This is a genomic window from Blastomonas natatoria, from assembly GCF_003201955.1.
In the GTDB taxonomy this organism is placed as follows: domain Bacteria; phylum Pseudomonadota; class Alphaproteobacteria; order Sphingomonadales; family Sphingomonadaceae; genus Blastomonas; species Blastomonas natatoria.
Window position 1 is genome coordinate 164,508 of sequence record NZ_QJJM01000001.1, and the last position, 20,126, is coordinate 184,633.

Annotated in this window: 18 protein-coding genes and 1 tRNA gene; 11 read left to right on the forward strand and 8 right to left on the reverse strand. The window is 64.3% G+C overall.

Features of this window, described 5'->3' with window-relative positions; genetic code table 11:
- The first annotated feature begins 8 nt into the window (after positions 1–8).
- From C7451_RS00875 to C7451_RS00895, 5 genes are all read left to right on the forward strand, one after another.
- The gene (locus C7451_RS00875) at positions 9–437 is read left to right on the forward strand and encodes a MerR family transcriptional regulator (RefSeq protein ID WP_110297091.1); all 429 of its coding nucleotides are present in this window, start codon (positions 9–11) and stop codon (positions 435–437) included.
- A 104-nt stretch (positions 438–541) separates the two neighbouring features.
- Positions 542–2,344, forward strand: coding sequence for an acyl-CoA dehydrogenase C-terminal domain-containing protein (locus C7451_RS00880; RefSeq protein ID WP_110297092.1), 1,803 nt, complete (start codon positions 542–544; stop codon positions 2,342–2,344).
- A 314-nt stretch (positions 2,345–2,658) separates the two neighbouring features.
- Positions 2,659–2,934, forward strand: coding sequence for a hypothetical protein (locus C7451_RS00885; protein ID WP_110297093.1), 276 nt, complete (start codon positions 2,659–2,661; stop codon positions 2,932–2,934).
- A gap of 268 nt (positions 2,935–3,202) precedes the next feature.
- Complete coding sequence (locus C7451_RS00890) at positions 3,203–4,720, forward strand: methyl-accepting chemotaxis protein (protein WP_110297094.1); 1,518 nt, start codon at positions 3,203–3,205, stop codon at positions 4,718–4,720.
- 122 nt (positions 4,721–4,842) lie between these two features.
- Entirely contained in the window at positions 4,843–6,063 is a 1,221-nt protein-coding gene (locus C7451_RS00895; RefSeq protein ID WP_110297095.1) for a GNAT family N-acetyltransferase, read from the forward strand.
- A 16-nt stretch (positions 6,064–6,079) separates the two neighbouring features.
- Here C7451_RS00895 and C7451_RS00900 read toward each other — a convergent pair whose 3' ends face one another.
- From C7451_RS00900 to C7451_RS00910, 3 genes are all read right to left on the reverse strand, one after another.
- Positions 6,080–8,500: a YbcC family protein gene (locus tag C7451_RS00900; protein WP_208625120.1), complete on the reverse strand. Its 2,421-nt coding sequence runs from the start codon at positions 8,498–8,500 to the stop codon at positions 6,080–6,082.
- A 34-nt stretch (positions 8,501–8,534) separates the two neighbouring features.
- Positions 8,535–10,094, reverse strand: coding sequence for a proton-conducting transporter transmembrane domain-containing protein (locus C7451_RS00905; protein ID WP_110297097.1), 1,560 nt, complete (start codon positions 10,092–10,094; stop codon positions 8,535–8,537).
- 113 nt (positions 10,095–10,207) lie between these two features.
- Positions 10,208–11,089 carry a LysR family transcriptional regulator gene (locus tag C7451_RS00910; protein ID WP_341866605.1) on the reverse strand — a complete coding sequence of 294 codons (882 nt, stop codon included), beginning with the start codon at positions 11,087–11,089 and terminating at the stop codon, positions 10,208–10,210.
- A gap of 121 nt (positions 11,090–11,210) precedes the next feature.
- Between C7451_RS00910 and C7451_RS00915 the strand changes: the two genes are divergently transcribed.
- The 3 genes from C7451_RS00915 (at position 11,211) to C7451_RS00925 (ending at position 14,639) form a co-directional block, all read left to right on the forward strand.
- Positions 11,211–12,413: a hypothetical protein gene (locus C7451_RS00915; RefSeq protein ID WP_110297098.1), complete on the forward strand. Its 1,203-nt coding sequence runs from the start codon at positions 11,211–11,213 to the stop codon at positions 12,411–12,413.
- Between the two features lies 1 nt (position 12,414).
- Positions 12,415–12,795 carry an ArsR/SmtB family transcription factor gene (locus C7451_RS00920; protein WP_110297099.1) on the forward strand — a complete coding sequence of 127 codons (381 nt, stop codon included), beginning with the start codon at positions 12,415–12,417 and terminating at the stop codon, positions 12,793–12,795.
- Positions 12,796–12,959: 164 nt separating this feature from the next.
- Positions 12,960–14,639, forward strand: a complete 1,680-nt coding sequence (locus tag C7451_RS00925; protein ID WP_110297100.1) for a M20/M25/M40 family metallo-hydrolase — start codon at positions 12,960–12,962, stop codon at positions 14,637–14,639.
- A gap of 12 nt (positions 14,640–14,651) precedes the next feature.
- Here C7451_RS00925 and C7451_RS00930 read toward each other — a convergent pair whose 3' ends face one another.
- The 5 genes from C7451_RS00930 to C7451_RS19885 form a co-directional block, all read right to left on the reverse strand.
- Positions 14,652–15,434, reverse strand: a complete 783-nt coding sequence (locus C7451_RS00930; protein WP_110297101.1) for an EAL domain-containing protein — start codon at positions 15,432–15,434, stop codon at positions 14,652–14,654.
- Positions 15,435–15,596: 162 nt separating this feature from the next.
- Positions 15,597–16,229, reverse strand: a complete 633-nt coding sequence (locus C7451_RS00935; protein ID WP_110297102.1) for a Rossmann-fold NAD(P)-binding domain-containing protein — start codon at positions 16,227–16,229, stop codon at positions 15,597–15,599.
- An 82-nt stretch (positions 16,230–16,311) separates the two neighbouring features.
- Positions 16,312–16,387: transfer RNA gene (locus tag C7451_RS00940), tRNA-Ala, on the reverse strand.
- A 130-nt stretch (positions 16,388–16,517) separates the two neighbouring features.
- Positions 16,518–16,832: a TIGR02300 family protein gene (locus tag C7451_RS00945; RefSeq protein WP_110297103.1), complete on the reverse strand. Its 315-nt coding sequence runs from the start codon at positions 16,830–16,832 to the stop codon at positions 16,518–16,520.
- 16 nt (positions 16,833–16,848) lie between these two features.
- Positions 16,849–17,013: a hypothetical protein gene (locus C7451_RS19885; protein WP_167398385.1), complete on the reverse strand. Its 165-nt coding sequence runs from the start codon at positions 17,011–17,013 to the stop codon at positions 16,849–16,851.
- Positions 17,014–17,021: 8 nt separating this feature from the next.
- On the opposite strand from C7451_RS19885, the gene aroA reads away from it, so the two are divergent.
- The 3 genes from aroA to C7451_RS00960 are packed head-to-tail and all read left to right on the forward strand — an operon-like array spanning position 17,022 to position 19,944.
- A complete protein-coding gene (gene aroA / locus C7451_RS00950; RefSeq protein WP_110297104.1) occupies positions 17,022–18,368 on the forward strand; it encodes a 3-phosphoshikimate 1-carboxyvinyltransferase in 1,347 nt (448 codons plus the stop codon).
- A complete protein-coding gene (gene bla / locus C7451_RS00955; protein WP_208625110.1) occupies positions 18,365–19,306 on the forward strand; it encodes a subclass B3 metallo-beta-lactamase in 942 nt (313 codons plus the stop codon). The genes aroA and bla overlap by 4 nt, the downstream gene beginning before the upstream one ends.
- Positions 19,303–19,944, forward strand: coding sequence for a (d)CMP kinase (locus C7451_RS00960; protein WP_110297105.1), 642 nt, complete (start codon positions 19,303–19,305; stop codon positions 19,942–19,944). Before bla ends, C7451_RS00960 begins: the two co-directional genes overlap by 4 nt.
- Positions 19,945–20,126: the final 182 nt, after the last annotated feature.

Sequence of the window (20,126 nt, forward strand, 5' to 3'; positions counted from 1 at the left end):
CGGCCTCCATGCACGACCGTTCGACCCTTGGCCGCATCGACACTCCCGATCTGCAAAACCGGGACAGCTATACCATCTCCGATCTTTCGGACGAATTCGGCGTCACCGCGCGGGCGCTGCGCTTCTATGAGGACGAAGGCCTGATCGCGCCCGAGCGGCGCGGGCTGACCCGCGTCTATTCGAAACGCGACCGCGCGCGGCTTGCCTGGATCATGCGCGCCAAGAATGTGGGTTTCAGCCTCGGCGAAATCCGCGAGATGATCGACCTGTACGATATCGGCGACGGGCGGCGCGAACAGCGCCGCGTGACACTTCAGCGCTGCAAGGAACGTATATCCCTGATGCGCAAGCAGAAGAAGGACCTCGAGAGCGCGATCCAGGAGCTTTCGCAGTTCGTAAAGATGGTCGAGCAAGTGGATCGTGCCGACCAGGGCTGATGCCCGCGTTTCGATCCGGGCGGTTGCCGCAGACGGACCACGCCCTCATTCCAGGCTCTCCCCGGCCTGGTATTTGACCCTTATGTTTTGAGAGGACCCGCAAGATGCCCAAATATACCGCACCGGTGCGCGATACCCAGTTCATCCTGAACGAGGTGCTGGGAATCGAGAAATATTCCAACCTGCCCGGCTTCGACAATGCCGCGCCCGACGTGCTGTCCGCCGTGCTCGAGGAAGCCGGCAAGTTTGTCGAGGAAGTGCTGTTTCCGCTCAATCAGATCGGTGACCAGCAGGGCTGCACGCGCCACCCCGATGGCACGGTGACCACGCCCGACGGCTTCAAGGAAGCCTATCAGCAATATTGCGAAGCGGGCTGGGGCACGCTGGCTGCGCCGGAAGAATTCGGCGGACAGGGGATGCCGCATGTCGTCGGCATCGCGTTCGAGGAGTTCATGTCATCGAGCAACATGGCGTTCGCCATGTACCCAGGCCTGACGCACGGCGCGGTTTCGGCAATTCTCGCCAAGGGCAGCCAGGAACAGAAGGAAAAATACTGCCCCAACATGATCAGCGGCAAGTGGGGCGGCACGATGAACCTGACCGAACCGCATTGCGGCACCGATCTCGGCCTTATCCGCACCAAGGCCGTTCCCAATGCCGATGGCAGCTATGCGATCACCGGCACCAAGATCTTCATCTCGTCGGGCGAACATGACCTGACCGAGAACATCATCCATCTGGTGCTCGCCAAGACCCCCGACGCGCCCGACAGCGTCAAGGGCATCTCGCTGTTCATCGTCCCGAAGTTCCACGTCAACGACGATGGTTCGCTGGGCGCGCGCAACGCGGTGTCGTGCGGCTCGATCGAGCACAAGATGGGCATTCACGGCAATTCGACCTGCGTGATGAACTATGACGGCGCTACCGGCTATCTCGTCGGCGAGGAAAACAAGGGCCTCGCTGCCATGTTCATCATGATGAACGCGGCCCGGCTTGGCGTCGGTGGCCAGGGCCTGTCGATGGGCGAGGTTTCCTACCAGAACGCCGTGCAGTACGCTGGCGACCGTCGCCAGGGCCGTGCGCTCACCGGTGCGCAGGATGCGAATGAAAAGGCCGACACGCTGTTCGTGCATCCCGATGTCCGCCGCATGCTGATGGAAGCCAAGGCGATCAACGAGGGTCTGCGCGCGCTGATCCTGTGGGGCGGCCTGCAGGTCGATCTGACGCACAAGGCGCAGACCGAGGAAGAGCGCGTTGCGGCGGATGACATCATCAGCCTGCTGACCCCGGTCATCAAGGGCTATGGCACCGACAAGGGCTATGAGATCGCCACCAACATGCAGCAGATCTATGGCGGCCATGGTTATATCGCCGAATGGGGGATGGAACAGTATGTGCGCGATGCGCGCATCGCCATGATCTATGAAGGCACCAACGGCGTGCAGGCGATGGACCTGGTCGGCCGCAAGCTGGCGCAGAACGGCGGTCGGGCGGTGCAGACCTTCTTCGCCATCCTCGACAGCGAATGCGCCGATGCCAAGGCTGACGAGCGCCTCGCCGATTTCGCCGGGCGTCTGGAAAAGGCGGCTGGCGAGCTCAAGGCTGCGACCATGTGGTTCATGCAGAACGGCATGATGAACCCCAACCATGTAGGGGCCGGCGCACACAGCTACATGCACATCATGGGCATCGTTGCGCTGGGCCTGATGTGGCTGCGCATGATGCGCGCCTCGATCGCTGCGCTGGAAGCTGGCAGCGGGAATGCGGTGTTCTACGAGACCAAGCTCAAGACCGCGCGCTATTTCGCCGAGCGGATTATGCCCGATGCCGGCGCGTTGCGTCGCAAGATCGAGGCAGGATCGGACGCGATCATGGCGCTGGAGCCGGAGCTTTTTGCCGCTGCCTGACGCGCTAGCCGCAATGCCAGATTGAAAAAGGGCGCCTTTTCGCGAGGAAAGGCGCCCTTTTCATGTCGATTTGCGACGAACGGAAAGACAAGTTCGTCGCTGGATTCGCGCTGCTTGTCGCTCGCTCCTCTGTCGACTTGCGGTATCATGAATTCATGGTGCGACAACTTGAGGGAACACAGCGATGCGCAAGTTGTCGGCTGGAAAGATACCGGAACAGGGTGGGCACATGCTCGTTGATGGTTCGGAGCAGCAAGACAACTCCAACGACATATCCCGAAACGGGATATCGCAAGACATTAGGAGTAAGATCCATGAAGAACTCGATTATCGGAACCCTGATCGCCGCAGGCGCACTGGCCGCAACCCCGGCCTTCGCGCAGGAAGCCATGCCCGAAACCCCCACGACAGATGCTCCGGCAGCAGAGGCACCGGCCACTGCGGAGCAGGCGCCGCCGGCGACCCTGGACTCCAATGGTGACGGCACCATGGATGCGTGGGATCGCAACAACGACGGCAAGGCTGACGCCTGGGACACCGATGGCGACGGCAAGCCGGACAAGGCCGATCCGATGGAAGCCGCCGAATAACACAGCCCCAAGGGTCGCACAGGAAGGCCGGGAGAGCGTTCTCCCGGCCTTTTTCAATATCTGCAAGATTTTGAAGGCTTGCCAGCGTCCTTGTTGGCGGTGTAAACAGCATAGCCTGCTCGAGACTGTCAACTCAGGCTGACAGATAGTGCGTTAAAGCTTGCTTGCCACCATTCTTGGGCTTTTTTGTTCGGCTTCAACGTCTGATTAACTTCGACATACTATTGCACAGCCTAAGTGTTGTTTACCTTTTTTAGGAGAAAAGGAAATGCAGACGGGCTTGCAGGAGAGACTTGAGTTTTACGAACTGGACCACACAGACAGTTCCACCTTCCGCAGGGTGAAGCGGTCGCTCGGTCGGCACGTCAACCGCGCACTCGAGAAATTCTATCGCAAGGTGGGCGGCATTTCCGAACTCAAGGGCTTTTTCAGCGACAGCTCGCGCCTGCAATACGCCAAGAACGCGCAGCACAGCCACTGGATGAAAATCTTCGGTGACGGCCTTACCGACGATTACATGAAGCGCGCTGTCGGCGTCGGGCAGGTCCATGCCCGGATCGGACTGGAGCCTAAATGGTATGTCGGCGGCTATGCCCTGATCCTCGAAGAGATGATCCACGGCATGATCTCGCCCGGCTATCTGCGCTTCATGCCCGGCAGGCGCAAGCTGGCCAAGGACGTTGCGGCCCTGGTCAAGGTTTCGCTTCTCGACATCGATGTCGCGCTTTCAACCTATTTCGTCGACGCCGAGGAAAAGGTGCGTGGCGTTGTGCTCGGTCAGATGGGCAGCGCGCTCAAGCGCATGGCCGAAGGCGACCTGACCACCCAGATGAGCGGGCTGCCGCCCGAATATGCGCAGGTCGAGAAGGATTTCAACGCCGCCACGGCCGCGCTGCGCGAGACGCTGCTGGCGGTGAGTTCCAGCGTCAGCGTGATCTCCTCGGGCAGCGGCGAAATCCGCACCGGCGCCGACGACCTGGCCTCCCGCACCGAAGAGCAGGCTGCCTCGCTGGAGGAAACCGCAGCCGCGATGCGCGCTGCCACCGAAATGGTGCAGGAAACCACCCGCAGCGCTGTCGCCGTCAATGCCGAAATGGCCAAGATGCAGGCCGAGGCCACCGAAGGCGGGGTGATCGTGGGCAAGGCCGTCAGCGCCATGGATTCGATCGAGAAATCGTCGAGCGAGATCGGCAAGATCATCACCGTGATCGATGGCATTGCGTTCCAGACCAACCTGCTGGCACTCAATGCCGGGGTGGAAGCGGCTCGCGCGGGCGATGCCGGCAAGGGCTTTGCCGTCGTGGCGCACGAGGTGCGGGCGCTGGCCCAGCGCTGCGCCGACGCCGCGCAGGAGATCAAGACGCTGATCAGCAACAGCACCGAACATGTCGACAATGGCGTGAAACTTGTCGGCGAAACCGGCACCATGCTGACCCGGATTGTCGAGAGGGTCGGCGAGGTGAGCGAGGTGATCACCCGCATCGCCTCGTCTGCAGAAAGCCAGTCGGCCAGCATGATCCAGGTCAATTCCGCAGTCGGCGACATGGACAAGATGACGCAGCAGAATGCGGCAATGGTCGAAGAGACCGCCGCTTCGGCGCGCAGCCTGGCCAACGAGGCCCAGGATCTGGCCGACAAGGTCTCGCGCTTCCAGCTCGGCCAGCAGGCCAGCGCCCCGATGGCGCGGATCGCCCATCGTCCCAGCCCGCGGAAGCCGGCGCGCGTGCCCATGGTTGCCGGCAATCTCGCGTTGCAGCAGGATGACGAGGATTGGTCGGAATTCTGACGGTCCACGGATGCACCGCCGCCATTGGGTCTGCGGCGGTGTAATTTTACTTGTCACGGGCGGGTTAACCGTCGCTTATCCTCTGCCTGCCATATCCGGGTGTCGCACAGGGAGAGAGCCACATGCTGCATGTCGATCATCGCAACCTGCGCGCCGGTGCCCTGGCGCTGGGAGCGATCGACTGCGTGCAGGTGGCGGGGGTCTCTCCGGAGACCGATCAGCTCGCCGCGTCCGCCCCGGACGGGCAAGGATTCCTGCGCGGCGCCTGGTTCTGCCGCGGTGAGCCCGAGGCCATCACTACCCTCGTCGCACGCCGGGGCGATGGCAGCCCGATTCTTGCACTGCCGATGCGGCATCTGGGCCCGGCAGGCTTGAGGGCCAGGTCGCTGGCGGGAAGCTACTGGCCGTATCGCAGCGCCGCGATAGACCCCAGCACCGGCGTGGGCGACATGCGCGCCGTGCTGGAGCACCCCGTCACTCAGGAGATGATCGGCCCGCTGCTGCGTCTCGGCCCGATCTATCACGATGATCGCCTGGCGCAGCTGATGATGGCGGCGGCCGATGCGATGGGCTGGCATGTCCTGATCCGCGACATGGGGCAAAGCTGGGTTCAGCATCTGCCGCCGCCTGGCTCGCCCGATGTCTGGCCCAGCAAGTCGCGGCGCAAGAAGGTCCGACGCCTTTCGGCCCGGCTGGAAGAGCAGGGCCCGCTTACAGTCCGGATCGTGCGCGGGGCTGACTGGTCGCGACAGATATTCCAGGACCTGGCGCGGATCGAGGAAAACAGCTGGGTAGGCAAGCGCACAGATCGCAGCGGCGCAAAGTTCCTGAATCCTCAGATGATGGCGCATTGGCAACGGGTCGTGGTCGATCCGGAACTTGCCGACATGCTGACAGCGACGCTGCTCTATGTCGCGGACCGGCCGATCGCCTTCTCGCTCGATCTGGTTGCTGGCACGGTGCAATATGGCATCGCGAGCAGCTATGACGAGGAATTTGCTGACCGCTCGCCTGGCCAGATCGTTACCGTCCATGCTGTCGATCATACGATGGCGCGCGGAGTGCGGCTGATCGACTGGGGGGCGGGGGATAGCGGCTACAAGCAGGAGCTTGGCGCCGTTCCCGGATCGCGGATCCAGGACATCCTGCTGGTGCGCGGGGCATCTGTCGCTGCTGCACTGCGCCCGCGCTGGGAGGAAACGGTCGGGTCGGGCACGTTGGCAATCGCCGCCGGGCTGGCGGATGCCGTCCGGGTTTCATCCATCCCGACGAGCCTGACCTTGCGCCGATTGCTGATGTCGGGCCTGGCCCTGTCCGCCGCCGCATCGCTGCTGGCGGAGTGACAGGGCGCAGGGTGCCTCAGGCCGCCAGGTCCTGCTCGATCATCGCCTGGCCCCGGCCATCCACCCGTTCCCAGCCCAGATTGCCGGTATAGCGCCAGGCCAGTTCGCCCGAGGCGCCCAGGGCGAACAGATGCAGCCAGCGATTGTCGAACAGCGCGCGCACGCCTGCATGCCGCTCGAGAATCGCGGTCATCGCCTCGACCGGGGCCTCGATGCAGACGCTCAGCCGGAGCGGCTCATGCACCAGTTCGCTGCCATCGTGCACCGACTGCCAGGGCAGGCCCGCGCGCAGCGTGCCGCCATTGCCCTCGACCACGCCGATCCCGCCGGTGACATTGTGGATAAGCTTGTTGCCGCCACCGAAGACATCGGGCGCGACCGAAGAGCCGTAATATTGCAGGCTGATCCAGCTGGCGACCACGACCGGTGCGGTCATGATCAGTTCCAGCACGCCAAAGCCCTGGTCCTGCTGCCATTCATAGTCATGCAGGAAGGCGCGACCCTCAAGGCTCTTGCCGCTGGTGCGGCTGCGCGGCGCGGCGATGAACGCCTTGCATCCCGCCAGCGCCCATTCGGGCCGGATTTCCGACCAGTCACGGCTGCGCTTGGCCACATCCGCTGCATTTTCGGCCCGCGGCAGGCGCAGCGCGCGTTCGCCCCGCGCGACCAGCCCGGCACTGGCCAGCCATGCCCGCGCCTGGGCAATCGCCCCGGCATGCTGCGGAGAGGGATGGTCGCCGTCGTAGATCAGCACGCTGTCGGTCGTGGTGTCGTGCAGACCAGCCAGGAACAGGGTGCTCGCGGGAACGATGATGCCGTTGCCAGCCAGGCCTCCGCGCACCGCAGGCTCATTCAGCAGGCCCGCAAGCAGCCGCGCGTTGACCTCGCCCGAATAACCGCCGCACGCGCCGCAATGCAAGGCGCTGGCATGGGGATTGTTGACCACATTGGCACCATGACCCACCAGCAGCACCAGCGGTGCGAAGTCCCGGGTGAGCGACATCGCGCGCAGGACGGCCGTTGCCGCATCGATCTTGTCCTGCAGGCTCAAGGCCGGGTCGGGTCGCGGCATGGGGTCGTTGGGAAGGCTGGTCTTCTTGAGCGCGAATGTGTCGCGCATCAGCTTGCCCAGATAGACGGGCCCTGCCGCCTCGACAAAGGCGAAGCTCGAGACCGCCGCCAGCTTGAACCGGCCCCAGGCGCGCTTTGCCCGCGACCGATAGCGTGCCGCCAGGTCATCCTGCACATGTTCGTGCCCGCCCGAGCAGGTGGTGAGCTTCGCATTGAGCAGCACGGGAAGCCTGTGCTCGGCCACGTCCGATGCAAAGCGCCTGTGCGATGCACCCAATCCGAAAAATCCTGCAAAGCCCAGTGTCCGGATCGCGGGATCGAGCGCCTCCAGCGACCTGCGGAATACCTCCGAGCGCACATCGATGCAGAATGCCGCCTGCAGCACAGCCGGGGCTTCGCTGCTGCTGCCGGTATCGGCCGCGAGCGTTTCTCCGATTGCGCGCTGGCCTGCGCGTTCGGCGGCTTCCTGAAGGATCGCATCGACGATCTGATCGGCATCGGGCGCGACAGGCGCAGCATGGGCAGCGACGAGCTCTTCCCATGCTCCGGCAATCTGGCTGCGATACTGGGCAAGCAGCGCGTCTTCCCACATCAGCCGGATGCACAGCAGATCGGTCAGCGTGGCATCGTGCTGTCCGGCAAGCTCGGCCTGCCACAAGCGGTAGCGGCCCAGCTGCGCCCAGCCGCCCAGCGTCATCAGCAGCGCGTGGAAATAGGTCGGCATGGCGGCTTCGGGCAGCATCATGCGGGCGACGCTGGCGGCCAGCGCATCGCTGGCGCTGTCAGGCGCATCCGCGACGAAGCGGGCAAAGCCTTCAAGGCCTGCAATCTCTGGCGTCAGGTCATGCGTCGCGACATCCTGCCAGGCCCGATAGGCCGATTTGCCGCGCGGTGCCGCCCAGAGCGCCTGGCCTTCATCGCTCCATGCCGCGATCCAGTGCCCCAGCCGCTCGGCGATGATACCGGGCCAGTCGATGCCGGAGACGCGCGCGGCGAGATCGGCAATGGTGGGCAAGGGATCCTTGCGGACATGGGGCCGCTGGCTCGCGAGCTTCAGCTCCGCAACACTGGCAGGGCAGGGAGTCAGGGTGCAGGCGGCAAGAGCGGCAGCAAGATCGCCTTCGGTGATCGCGCCGGAACCGATGCGTTCGCGATACCAGCTGCGCGGCATGGTCGCCGGGGCGTCGCTGACCCGCGCCAGCAAGGCTGCGGTCGTGGCAAGGTCGAGCTCTGCCTGACCCAGATAGGGGTTCACCGCCACGCTGGAGGCCAGCGGCCAGACCGGGGGAATGGCGCGCGCAGCGGCATCGGCAAGCGGGGCGACATTGATGGTGGAGCCCTTGGGCATGGACAGGGTTTCTTGCATCACGGCAAACTCCTTGTGGATCGGGTAGAGTGGCTCAGCGCGACCGCTTGAGTGTCCAGCCGCCGAGCAGGCGATCGAACACAGCGTTGGCGTACAGTCCGTTCGACAGATGGACCCTGAGGCCGGCAGCGGCGGGGTGATAGGCCCAGAGCGGGAACATGGACTGGGCGATCGCGACCAGGCCGAAGCTGACCACCGCCAGCATGATCAGCACCCATTCGAGCGGGCCAGGCGCCGGCGGCATGGGAAGGGTTCCGAGCAGCAGCGCATCGGCTGCATGATGGAGCGCGAAATAGCCAAGCGAGGCCGCGAGCGAATAGGCGACCATCCGGCGCATCAGCGCGACCGGCGCTGCGCCTGCCAGGCCCTGGGCCAGAAGATAGGCGACACCGAAGATCAGGATGGCGCCGAGTGCGATGGACTGCGGCGAGGTATCCTGGAAGCGGAAGGCAAAGCCGATGGCGACGTAGATGGCGAGCGCCGCGAGGAATGCCCCGGTCACCGCCTTGGCGCCGGGAATGGCGACCGGACCCGGCCGCCGCAGCGCTGCAATCCTTTCCACCGCGCCGCCCGAGGCGAGAAAGCTGTGCGCCTTGTACAGCGAGTGCGCGATGATGTGCAGCATCGCCAGAGGGAACAGCGCCAGGCCGCATTGCATGATCATGAAGCCCATCTGCGCAACGGTCGACCAGGCGAGCGAGGTCTTCACCGCAGGCTGGGTGAGCATCACCAGCCCGCCGAACATCGCCGTGAAGCCGCCGATCATGACCAGGCCGGCCATCACCGCTGGGGAGAGCAGCATGACATCGGCAAAGCGGATCAGGAGAAAGCCGCCGGCATTGATGACACCTGCGTGGAGCAGCGCCGAGACCGGGGTGGGCGCCTCCATGACCTCTGTCAGCCAGCCGTGCAGCGGGAATTGCGCGGACTTGATGACGGCTGCAAGGGCGAGGCCGAGCACGGCGAAGCGCAAGGCAGTGCTGCTTTCGCCGCCCTGTGCGGCTTGCAGGATCGTGGTGATGTCGCCCGTGGCATAGACGGCGAACAGCAGCGCGGCCGAGCCGATCAGCGCGAGGTCGGCAATGCGCGCGGTGATGTATTTCTTGCGTGCAGCGCGACGGGCAGCGGCGCGATCCGGATAGAAGAGCAGCAGACGATGCAGGCTGAAGCTGGTCGTGACCCAGAACAGCACCAGTTGCACCAGATTGCCCGCCAATGCGAACATCAGCACGCTGGCCAGGGTGAAGCTGAGCCATGCCTGAAACCGGGCGCGGCGTGGCTCGTCACCCAGATAGGTGCGCGAGTAGCGCAGCACGACCCAGCCGACAAAGGCGACGAGGATCGTGATCGGCAGGCTGACGGCGTCGAGTCTGAGCGAAAAGCCGAGAGTCTGCCAGACCAGCAGATCGGCGGTGACAGGTCCCGCCATGATCAGTTGCGCGAGCGCTGCGATTGCAAGCCCTAGACAGGCCAATATGCCTGCTTCCAGGATCGGCCCGGTCAGGCGGGCACGGTGGTCTCCGGCCAACAGGGCGGCAGCGCCCAGTGCGGTGAATGCAGCAATGCCGATTGCAAGGCCAAGGGCGATGTCCATCGTCTTTCCGTCTCCGTTCGGCCCCGGCGGGGCGTGCGTGACGCAGACCGATACGGTGATACGATCGATGTGGAAAATTCAATGAAAGGAAGATTTGGTTCTGAAATTTGGAACTAGGCGATTCTGGCGATCTCGAGCAGCTGGTCGACCAGAGGGTGCGGAAAGCGCCGGGACTGGGTCATCGCATAAAAGGATTCAGTCAGCCCGGGAATGGGCATGATGTCGTGGAGACTGCCAATGTTGATCTCGTCGCGCACGACGATCGGGGGTACCACGCCCACCCCGGTTCCAGCGCGCAACAGCAAGCGGAGCATGGCCATGTCATCGGCTTCAGCGACGATATTGGGGAGAATTCCGAGCCGGTCCACGAGCAGGTCGAAATCGGCACGAACCCCGGAATCCGTAGCGGGAACCACCAGTCGCATGGTCGTCAGCAATTCGCGCAGCGCGGTGCGGCTGACGTCGACTTTCTGCGGACCGATCAGGCTGACCGGGATCTGGTCAACCAGATGGGCGACCCAGTTCGTTCCGCTGTCGCGAAACGGCAGGCGGTTGGTCAGCAGCACATCCAGTTCGTGCGCCTCGAGCGCCTTGACCAGGTCACGCAGCGAGCCAGAACGGATGACGATGTGCACATCGTCCCTGCCGACCATCGGAGCCAGAAACCGCATCTGAAAGTTGCGCGAGAGGGTCGATAGCGCACCGACGCGCAGGTGCCGTCGGCTGTTGCCGCTGCCTCCCGCAAAGGTCGCCATCATCTCGTTTGCGGTCTCGAACATGGTATCGGCATAGTTCAGCGCCACACGGCCCGCCTCGGTCAGCTCCAGCCTCCGCCCGCGCCGTTCAAACAGTTGATGTCCAATGCTTTCTTCAAGCAATTTGATCTGTGTGGAGAGCGCCGACTGCGACACGTTGAGCCGTCGCGCGGCATTGGTCAGGTTCCCGTCATGCGCCACCGCGTGAAAATATCGCAGGTGCTTGAAATTGAGGTGCAAGATGGCGGCTCCATGCGCTTGTTCATCAAATTCGAACGTTATGGCAATTTTATTGAATTTCCGTGATGAACGCAATCGGTTTAGTCGGTTGGCTGTCACCTCCCGCAAAGGTCAGCCTCCCATGGAAACGCGTCCCGAACAGCCTGATCTCCCCACTCACTTGCATCAGGTTGCGCGCGGGGGCGGTGCCCCTGACCGGATCCCCGCAGTTCAGTCCGGTCAGGGGCATATCGCACAGCGTCCGTCGCTCAGTCTGGTCGGGACATCGCAACTGGTACTGGCCGATCACGCCGATCTGCCCCCCGCCGACTGGCAGGACGCGCTCGATCGCCTCACCGATTGGCTCAAGCTGGACCTGCGGCATGTACCCTTGCGCCCGGCCGGGGCCTTGCGCCAGGTTGCCTCCTGGGCTTCGAACCAGCGCGCAGAGCCGCGTCCGGTGCAGTTCATACCGTGGCAGAATGTGTCCCCGGTGGCCTTTCAGGCAGGCGGCGATGCAGGGTTTCCGCGGGCCGACTGGGTGGCGAGCTATCTGCACGACCAGGGCACCGGCAAGCCGATCAAGGCCAGCACCCTGGACGTGATGCTGATGTCGCCGCATCCCGCCACCTGCCCGATCGATGAAGACTGTGCTGCCCCGCTGCCCCGCTCCGCGACCATGGAGGCGATGCTGCAGGCGGCGCAGGCCGAAGGGCGCAAGCGGGTCTGCATCATAGTGGATGCGCGCCGTCGCAATGCCTTGATCCGTCAGATGCTGGTGACGGGCCGTGCCGCTGCGCGCGACCAGCAGGAGATCGAAATCCTGCCGATCGAGGACGCCCTGTGCCATCTCGTGCGCCATGCCGCGCGCTGGGACGCGATCATCGTGCTGCCGGACCTGCGCAGCCTTGTCTTTGCGATGCTGGCCGAAACGACGGGAATCTGGGCGCCCTGGCCGATGCTGTGGCACCGGCGCGGCGTCAGCGCGATTACCGGCGAAGTGCTGGACGAGGCCGATAGCTCGCTTCCGCTCAACGCACCGCTGCTCGTCCAGGCGCTCGCACTGGCAGCGCAGCATGCAGGCCTGACCCATGTCGCCCAGCGGCTGATGCAGGGGGCTGCGCGTATCTGGGACAGCGGCATCATCACCCCCGGTCGGGGCTCGGTCGCTCCCTATGTCACCGAAGTGACTGACGCCGAATTCGTCCACCAGCTCTGCCGTGGCGCAGAGCAGCGTTCGCGCAAGGGCTCTACCTGGCGTGCCATTCCTGCTGCCTCGGTTTCCCCGTCACCCCGCAAGTCCCGACCCGCCCTTCGGCTCGTCGCCGCCAATGGAGAACAATAACATGCCCAGCCGCAAGATCGTCGCCAATGAACTCGCAACCGTGCTGCGCCAGATTTCGCATCCCGATCGGATTCGCCTCATCCAGAAGCTGCGCATCGGCGACCAGACGGTCAATGAAATGGCCGCCGCGCTCGACATCACGCCGACCCGGCTGTCCCAGCATCTGGCGGTGCTGCGCGCGCTGGGGCTGGTCGAGATCGAGAGCTTTGCGCAAAGCCGCGTTTATCGGCTGACCCAGCCGCAGCTGGCGCTCTGGCTGATCGATGGCATCGATTTCATCGCGCACCGCATCGGCAAGGTCAGCGACAGCGACGTGCAGCGCGCCAAGCAATTGTGGGAGGAGGATGCGCTCGAGCCGGTGGACACGGCCGAGGCCGCCTGATTCCCGCCTGACCGGACACGAGACCTGCGCTGCATGGCGGCGGCGCAGTCGCCTTTACGCAGTCAGTCGGACCATTTCACGGCACGCAATTCACGGAAGGTCTTCAGCATGAACCCTGTTCGCTTTTGGTTTTACCAGAAGCAACCAGGGTCTAAGACGGGGTAATGCTGAAGAAAATCCTGCTTGCCGCTGCCGCCAATGCTGTGCTCGTCGCGCCGCTCCACGCGCAACCCGCCATGCCGATCGAAGCCGACCGTCTGGTCGAAACCGTTCGTACGCTCGCTTCGGACACCTTCGAGGGCCGGGCGCCCGGAACCCGGGGCGAGGAGCGGACGCTGGGCTATCTGATCGCACGGTTCGAGGCTCTGGGGCTGGAGCCTGCGGGTCCCGACGGCCAGTGGCTGCAGAAGGTGCCGCTGCTGCACACCAGGCTGCAGACACCGCGCCAGCTCGCCTTCGCCACGCCCGGCGGGGCGATTGCAGCAAGGCCTGCCGAAGACATCTATCTGTCGACCATCCGCCCGGAAGACAGCGCCAGTGTTGCAGGAGCGCCGCTGGTGTTTGTCGGTTATGGCGTGAAGGCGCCCGAACGCGGCTGGGATGATTTCAAGGGGGCCGATCTCAAGGGCAAGGTTGCGGTCTTCCTGATCAACGATCCCGATTTCGTCGCCAGCCCGGGCGAGCCTGCCGCTGGCAAGTTCGGCGACCGCACGATGACCTATTATGGCCGCTGGACCTACAAGTTCGAGGAGGCCGCGCGCCAGGGTGCTGTCGCAGCGCTGATCGTGCACAATGCGGCGGGCGTCGGTTATGGCTGGAATGTCGTCATCAGCCCCGGCGGCGAGAATTACGACATTGTCCGTGCGCCCGAGGCGCTGACGAGCCTCAAGCTGCAGGGCTGGCTATCGGCCGACATGTCTGTCCGGCTGTTCGCAGCAGCAGGGCTGGACCTCGCGAAGCTGGAAGTGGAGGCGCGCTCGCCCCAGTTCCAGCCGATCGAACTCAAGGGCGTCACGCTGAATGCCGATATCCCGGTGCAGCCCGAGGTGGTGACCAGCCACAACGTGCTGGCGAAGATTCCGGGCACCATGCGGCCGGACGAGGTGGTGATGTTCGGGGCGCACTGGGATGCCTATGGCGAAGGCAAGCCGGACGCGCAGGGGCGGATCTATCGGTCCGGAGCGAATGACGATGCCCTGGGAATTGCAGGCATGCTCGAGATAGCGCGCGCGATGAAGACCGCGCCTGCTCCGCAGCGCACGGTGGTTTTCGGGGCCTGGACGGCGGAAGAGCGCGGACTGCTGGGGTCGGAATATTATGCCGCCAACCCGGTCTATCCGATGGAGCGGACCGTGGCCAATCTGGGCCTCGACATCCTGCAGACCGCAGGCGCTGCGAAGGATGTCGTGCTGGTGGGCAAGGGGCAGAATACGCTGGAGGATGACATGGCCCGGGTGGCCGCCACCCAGGGCCGTACGGTGACTCCAGAAAGCCTGCCCGAGCGCGGGCTGTTCTACCGCGCTGACCATTTCTCGTTCGCCAAGCGCGGCGTGCCGGTCATGCTGCTCATGGGCATAGCGGGGGCGTCGAACCTCAAGCAGGGGGGCGTCGCGGCTGGCCAGGCGTGGATCGATGCCTATACCGGCCAGTGCTATCACCAGGCCTGTGATGCGTGGGGGCCGGACTGGAACCTTGACGGTGCGGTTCAGGATATCGCGCTGACCGGCATCATCGGCGCGGACCTTGCGAATTCGGATCGCTGGCCGCAATGGAAACCGGGGTCCGAATTCAAGGCGATCAGGGAGAAAAGCCTGCAGGATGCTGCAGGCTTGCGCCGGAAATAGTGGCGCCAGCGATCAGCAGGCGGCGCGCAGCGAAGGTTGCGTGTCTTCGGGCCAGTTGACAGGCGAGACCGCAGCAAGAGCTGGCCTGGCAAACAGATATCCCTGCATCAGGCCGACGCCCATGTCAGCCAGAGCCTGATATTCGCCCAGTGTCTCGATCCCCTCGCAAACGACCTCGACGCCCAGGTCGGCCATGATGTCGAGCGTGCCCTTGAGGATGCTGCGTCGCGCGCGGTCGGTATCGATGTTCCGGATCAGGTCCATGTCGATCTTGACGATATCCGGCTGGAACTTGGCGAGCAGACCAAGGCCGGCATAGCCTGAACCGAAATCGTCGATCGCGGTCTTGAAGCCCATCGCGCGATACGACCGCAGGATGTTGAGCAGATGGTTGGTGTCCAGCTTTTCCGTCTCGGTAAACTCGAAGATGATGCGGTTGAGCGGAAAGGCGTGTTTCATCGCCGTCGTCAGGGTCAGGCGGATGCAGGCGCGCGGCTCGTAGACGGCATTGGGAAGGAAATTGATCGACAGGTTCGTGCCACTTTCGGCAAATCCCAGCGAGGCAGCCAGTTCAATCGCCTTGACGCGGCACTGCTGGTCGAAAACATAGCGGCTTTCGTCGGACACATGGCCCAGCACCTGGTCTGCGCCTTCACCCTTGGATCCGCGCACCAGCGCCTCATGCGCAAAGACGTTGCCGGTGCGGGCATCAATGATCGGCTGGAAGGCCATGGTGATGGGCAGAGCGAATTCTGCGCCCTCACGGCACCCGCTGCACGGGGTATTTGAAGCCATGGACTGATCTCCGCCGGAAGCAGCGTTTCATCCTCGTGAAGAAAGGTGAATATATGGTTGATCCTGGACATGATGTGGGGCGGGCGGATGGGAATTCCGACAGCGCAGCCCGGTTGGTGCCCACGAACGGAAGTTGCACTGCACCGCCGACAGCGGTCTGCCTCAGGCCAGCGCGGCGGCAGAAACGATGTGACGGCCTGGGGCTGCCGTCACCGCAGCCTCGATCAGCGCACTGGCAATGTTCTCGGCCGGACTGATCCGCCAGGCGCGCGGCAGCACCGGACCCAACAGTGTCAGGACTGCATCCGACAGCCGCTCCATCGCGCGAAACTCCTGCCGCTGGCCGCCTATCAGGCCGGGCCGCACGACTGTGTAGCTCGGATAATCGAGCGCTCCGATACTGGCTTCGACCTCTCCCTTGGTCCGATTGTACAGCAGACGCGAGCCGGCATCCGCGCCGATGGCCGAGACCAGCGCAAACGCCCGGGCACCATGGGCGCGCGCGTGCGTCGCGATCATCAGCGGATAATCGTGATCGATCCGGTGGAAAGCTTCAGCCGAACCCGCCTTGGCCCGCGTCGTGCCAAGCGCGCAGATCACCATGTCGCAGCGCCACCAATCGGCATCTGCAGGCAGCGCCTCATAATCGACGATCGGGTTGACGAGCTTCGAATGCGGCGCAAGTGCCGAGCGAGTGGGGGCAATCACCTGCGCCACGCGCGGGTCGTGCAGCGCCAGGGAAAGCGTAATGCGCCCCACAAGACCGGTCGCGCCTGCTATCAGGATCGTGCTCATGGATGGTCCTCCAGCACGGCGCAGCGACGGGCACCGTCGCCGCCAAGTCTGACGCCAGATAACTTGCGCTGTCGAGGAAAAATGGTGGAGCCTAGCGGGATCGAACCGCTGACCTCTACACTGCCAGTGTAGCGCTCTCCCAGCTGAGCTAAGGCCCCATCATGGTCGACTGACAGGGCCGATTTGAGGCCCCGGCGTCGGGAAGGACCGCCCTTTAGTCGAGCGATCCGGAGGTGGCAAGGGGCAATTTTGCCCCCTGCTCATATTTCGTATCCGGTTCGGAAAGGCTCAGCTTTCCTCGTCGTCGTCGTCGGCCGCAGCGACGCCCAGATCGTCGTCTCCGCCAAGGTCGACATCGTTGTCGGGCGAATCGCCGTCCTCGTCGATGTCCAGATCCTCATCGGCCAGATCGACATCCTCCTTCTCGATGACCTTCTTCTTCTCTTCCTCGAAGGGCAGCGGCTGCTTGGACTTCAGCACCGGCTCGGGCGTCCAGCTGTTGCCGCAGTTGATGCAGGATACGGGGTCGTCCTTGCCAAGGTCGTAAAAGCGGGTGCCGCATTTCGGGCAGCTGTGCTTGGCGCCCCATTCAGGCTTGATCATGAAAAATGCCTCGGTTTCAGCTCAATCGGGTGATCGATGTGGAGAAGGTTGCACGCTTCCGCAAGGCGGCGCGCACGCCACCGGCCGGAAAATTGGCGTGCGCCTTGCCATAGCTTTGTGCCGCTGTCAAAAGCTGCGTCGCTTTTACTCCCCCGGCAGCCTTGCCCAAACGGATATGCACTGACCATCATGGCCCATCATGCAGACGAGGCCGCGCGCCCGCGCCGCTTTTCCGCCGCTTCCGCGCTGAGGGGCGCGATCCGCGTTCCCGGTGACAAGTCGATTTCGCACCGCGCCCTGATGCTGTCGGCGCTGTGCGTGGGCGAGAGCCGCATCTCCGGCCTGCTCGAGGGCGAGGACGTTCTCGCCACCGCGGCTGCGATGCGGGCGATGGGCGCGACGATCAAGCGTGGCGACGATGGCGTGTGGACCGTGCACGGTGTCGGCGTCGGCGGGCTGATGCAGCCGGAACAGGCGCTCGACATGGGCAATAGCGGCACCTCGACCCGCCTGCTGATGGGGCTGGTCGCCAGCCACCCGATCACCGCGATGTTCACCGGCGATGCATCCTTGAGCCGCCGGCCGATGGCGCGCGTCACCGATCCGCTCGGCGAAATGGGCGCGGAGTTTGGCGCCAGCCCCGGCGGCACGCTGCCGCTGATGGTGCGCGGCCTGCAACCGGCGGTGCCAATCACCTACCGGCTTCCTGTTGCTTCGGCCCAGGTGAAGTCGGCGATCCTGCTGGCCGCACTCAACACGCCGGGTACGACAACGGTGATCGAGCCGATTCCGACGCGCGACCATAGCGAAAGGATGCTCGCAGGGTTCGGCGCGCCGCTCACAGTCGAGACCGATCCGGACGGGGTGCGGCATATCTCTATCACCGGCCCCTGTGACCTCAGGGCGCAGGATATCATCGTGCCGGGCGATCCCTCGTCCGCCGCGTTCTTCATTGTAGCCGCGCTCATCGTGCCCGGATCGGACCTTGTAATCGAGAATGTCGGCATGAACGTTACCCGTTCCGGGATCGTCACCGTGCTGGAACAGATGGGCGGGCAGATCGAGAGGTTGAACGAACGCACCGTCGGCGGCGAACCGGTCGCGGACCTGCGCGTGCGGGCCAGCGCGCTCAAGGGCATTGCCGTCGATCCGGCGATCGTGCCGAGCATGGTCGACGAGTTTCCCGTGTTCTTCATCGCTGCGGCGATGGCTCAAGGCACGACCGTCACCAGCGGGCTCGACGAGCTGCGCGTCAAGGAATCGGATCGCCTGGCGACCATGGCGCGCGGGCTGGAGGCGATCGGCGTCGTGGTCGAGGAGCGTGAGGATGGCCTCGTCATCACCGGCAGTGGCGGTGCGATGCTCCCCGGCGGCGGACCTGTGGCCACGTTGCTCGATCACCGTATCGCGATGAGCTTTGCGGTTGCCGGGCTGGTCAGCACCTCTGGCGTCGAGGTGGACGACACTCGTCCGATCGCCACAAGCTTCCCCGACTTTCTGGCCCTGCTTGACCAAGTGCGGGGGGCGGGGCTGTGATCGGTCGGCTGGCCCTCGCGTTTCTGGCGGCCTTGCCGCTCGCAGGTTGTGCGTCGATCAGCGCGCCCGGGGCGCCGCTGGCAAGCGATGCGCAGATCGCGAAGGCCGAGCGCCAGCCGATCGACGAGACCGGGATCGCCATGCGCTGGAACGAACGGCTCGCGCCGTTCACGATCATCGACAATGTGCATTATGTCGGCACTTACGGGCTTGGCGTATTCCTGGTGACCACGCCCGAGGGGCATGTGCTCATCGATGGTGCGCTGGCGCAATCTGTGCCGCAGATCCTCGAGAATATCCGCGCCCTCGGGTTCGATCCTGCAGACGTGAAATATCTGCTTAACACTCATGGCCATTATGACCATGCTGCAGGTTTGGCCGGATTGAAGCGCGCGAGCGGTGCGGTGATGGTCTCGAGCGTTGCAGACAAGCCCTATCTGGAAGCAGGGCGTGTCGATCACGGTCCGACCAGGGATGCGCCATTTCCCCCGGTGCGGGTGGATCGCACCGTCGGCGATGGCGATACGATCACGCTGGGTGGGACGACGCTGACCGCCCATCTGACCCCCGGACACTCGCCGGGCTGCACCTCCTGGAGCCTCATGGCACGCGATTCCAGTGGGGCGCCGCGCAAGGTCTTCCTGCATTGCAGCGCGTCGCTCGGTGGCCAGTCGCTGGTGCCTCCCGCCTATCCGGGCATGGCCGATAACTACCGCGCCAGCTTTGCCAAGGTGCGCGGCATGCAGGCGGATGTATTTCTGGCCAACCACGACATATTCTTCGATCTCCACGCCAAGCGCGCCCGACAGCTGGCAGGCGAGAGGGATGCGTTTGTCGATCCGTCAGAGCTGCAGCGGTTCAATACTGCCATGGAGCAGGGCTTTCTGAGCGCCCTCGCAAAGCAGCAGGCGGCAGCAGAGATGAGCAAGCGACCATGATCATTGCAGTGGATGGCCCGACGGCCAGCGGCAAGGGCACGATCGCCAGGGCGCTGGCCAGGCATTTCGGCCTGCCGCATCTCGATACCGGGCTACTCTATCGCGCGGTCGGCGTGATGGCGGTCCGGCTGGGGGGCGATCCCGACAATCCTGATGAGGCGCTCGCCGGTTGCGCCTTCGACGACGCGCTGCTGGGCGACGAGCATCTGCGCAGCGAGATGGCTGGCGGGCTCGCCAGCCGCGCCTCGCGCCACCCTGCGGTGCGTGCAGCACTGCTTGAGCGCCAGCGTGCGTTCGCCTCTCAACCGGGCGGCGCGGTGCTCGACGGGCGCGACATTGGCACCGTGATTGCACCCGAGGCCAAAGCCAAGCTGTTCGTCACCGCCAGCGTCGCTGCGCGTGCGGCGCGTCGCTATCACGAGATGCTGAGCCGGGGCGAGCAGGTGACGCTGGAAGAGATCGCGGCGGACCTTGCCGCCCGCGATGCGCGCGATTCCGGCCGTGCGGTCGCGCCGCTCAAGCCCGCCGATGACGCGCTCTTGCTAGATACCAGCGATTTGACTATAGGGCAGGCCGTTCAAAGGGCCATAGAGCTGGTGAACAGCAGGACAGAAGGCGGCATATCCGCCCGACCTTAGATGTTTCGATCATCGTGAACATCGCACGCGCCGCAAGCGGTCCGGGCGAGCGTTCGCGCTTTTCGCACATCTGCTGCTGGCACACGCAAACATGCGCTTTTCGGGCGCTTTCTGCGGCATTCGGCCCGGAGGGCAGGTTCAGCCAAGACCGCCGGAGACAACCGGCTGGCCGGACAAAACTG

Coding starts and splice junctions, on each gene's coding strand:
- C7451_RS00875 (WP_110297091.1), top strand. CDS start 9: ATGCACGACCGTTCGACCCTTGGCCGCATCGACACTCCCGATCTGCAA.
- C7451_RS00880 (WP_110297092.1), top strand. CDS start 542: ATGCCCAAATATACCGCACCGGTGCGCGATACCCAGTTCATCCTGAAC.
- C7451_RS00885 (WP_110297093.1), top strand. CDS start 2,659: ATGAAGAACTCGATTATCGGAACCCTGATCGCCGCAGGCGCACTGGCC.
- C7451_RS00890 (WP_110297094.1), top strand. CDS start 3,203: ATGCAGACGGGCTTGCAGGAGAGACTTGAGTTTTACGAACTGGACCAC.
- C7451_RS00895 (WP_110297095.1), top strand. CDS start 4,843: ATGCTGCATGTCGATCATCGCAACCTGCGCGCCGGTGCCCTGGCGCTG.
- C7451_RS00900 (WP_208625120.1), bottom strand. CDS start 8,500: ATGCAAGAAACCCTGTCCATGCCCAAGGGCTCCACCATCAATGTCGCC.
- C7451_RS00905 (WP_110297097.1), bottom strand. CDS start 10,094: ATGGACATCGCCCTTGGCCTTGCAATCGGCATTGCTGCATTCACCGCA.
- C7451_RS00915 (WP_110297098.1), top strand. CDS start 11,211: ATGGAAACGCGTCCCGAACAGCCTGATCTCCCCACTCACTTGCATCAG.
- C7451_RS00920 (WP_110297099.1), top strand. CDS start 12,415: ATGCCCAGCCGCAAGATCGTCGCCAATGAACTCGCAACCGTGCTGCGC.
- C7451_RS00925 (WP_110297100.1), top strand. CDS start 12,960: ATGCTGAAGAAAATCCTGCTTGCCGCTGCCGCCAATGCTGTGCTCGTC.
- C7451_RS00930 (WP_110297101.1), bottom strand. CDS start 15,434: ATGGCTTCAAATACCCCGTGCAGCGGGTGCCGTGAGGGCGCAGAATTC.
- C7451_RS00935 (WP_110297102.1), bottom strand. CDS start 16,229: ATGAGCACGATCCTGATAGCAGGCGCGACCGGTCTTGTGGGGCGCATT.
- C7451_RS00945 (WP_110297103.1), bottom strand. CDS start 16,832: ATGATCAAGCCTGAATGGGGCGCCAAGCACAGCTGCCCGAAATGCGGC.
- aroA (WP_110297104.1), top strand. CDS start 17,022: ATGGCCCATCATGCAGACGAGGCCGCGCGCCCGCGCCGCTTTTCCGCC.
- C7451_RS00960 (WP_110297105.1), top strand. CDS start 19,303: ATGATCATTGCAGTGGATGGCCCGACGGCCAGCGGCAAGGGCACGATC.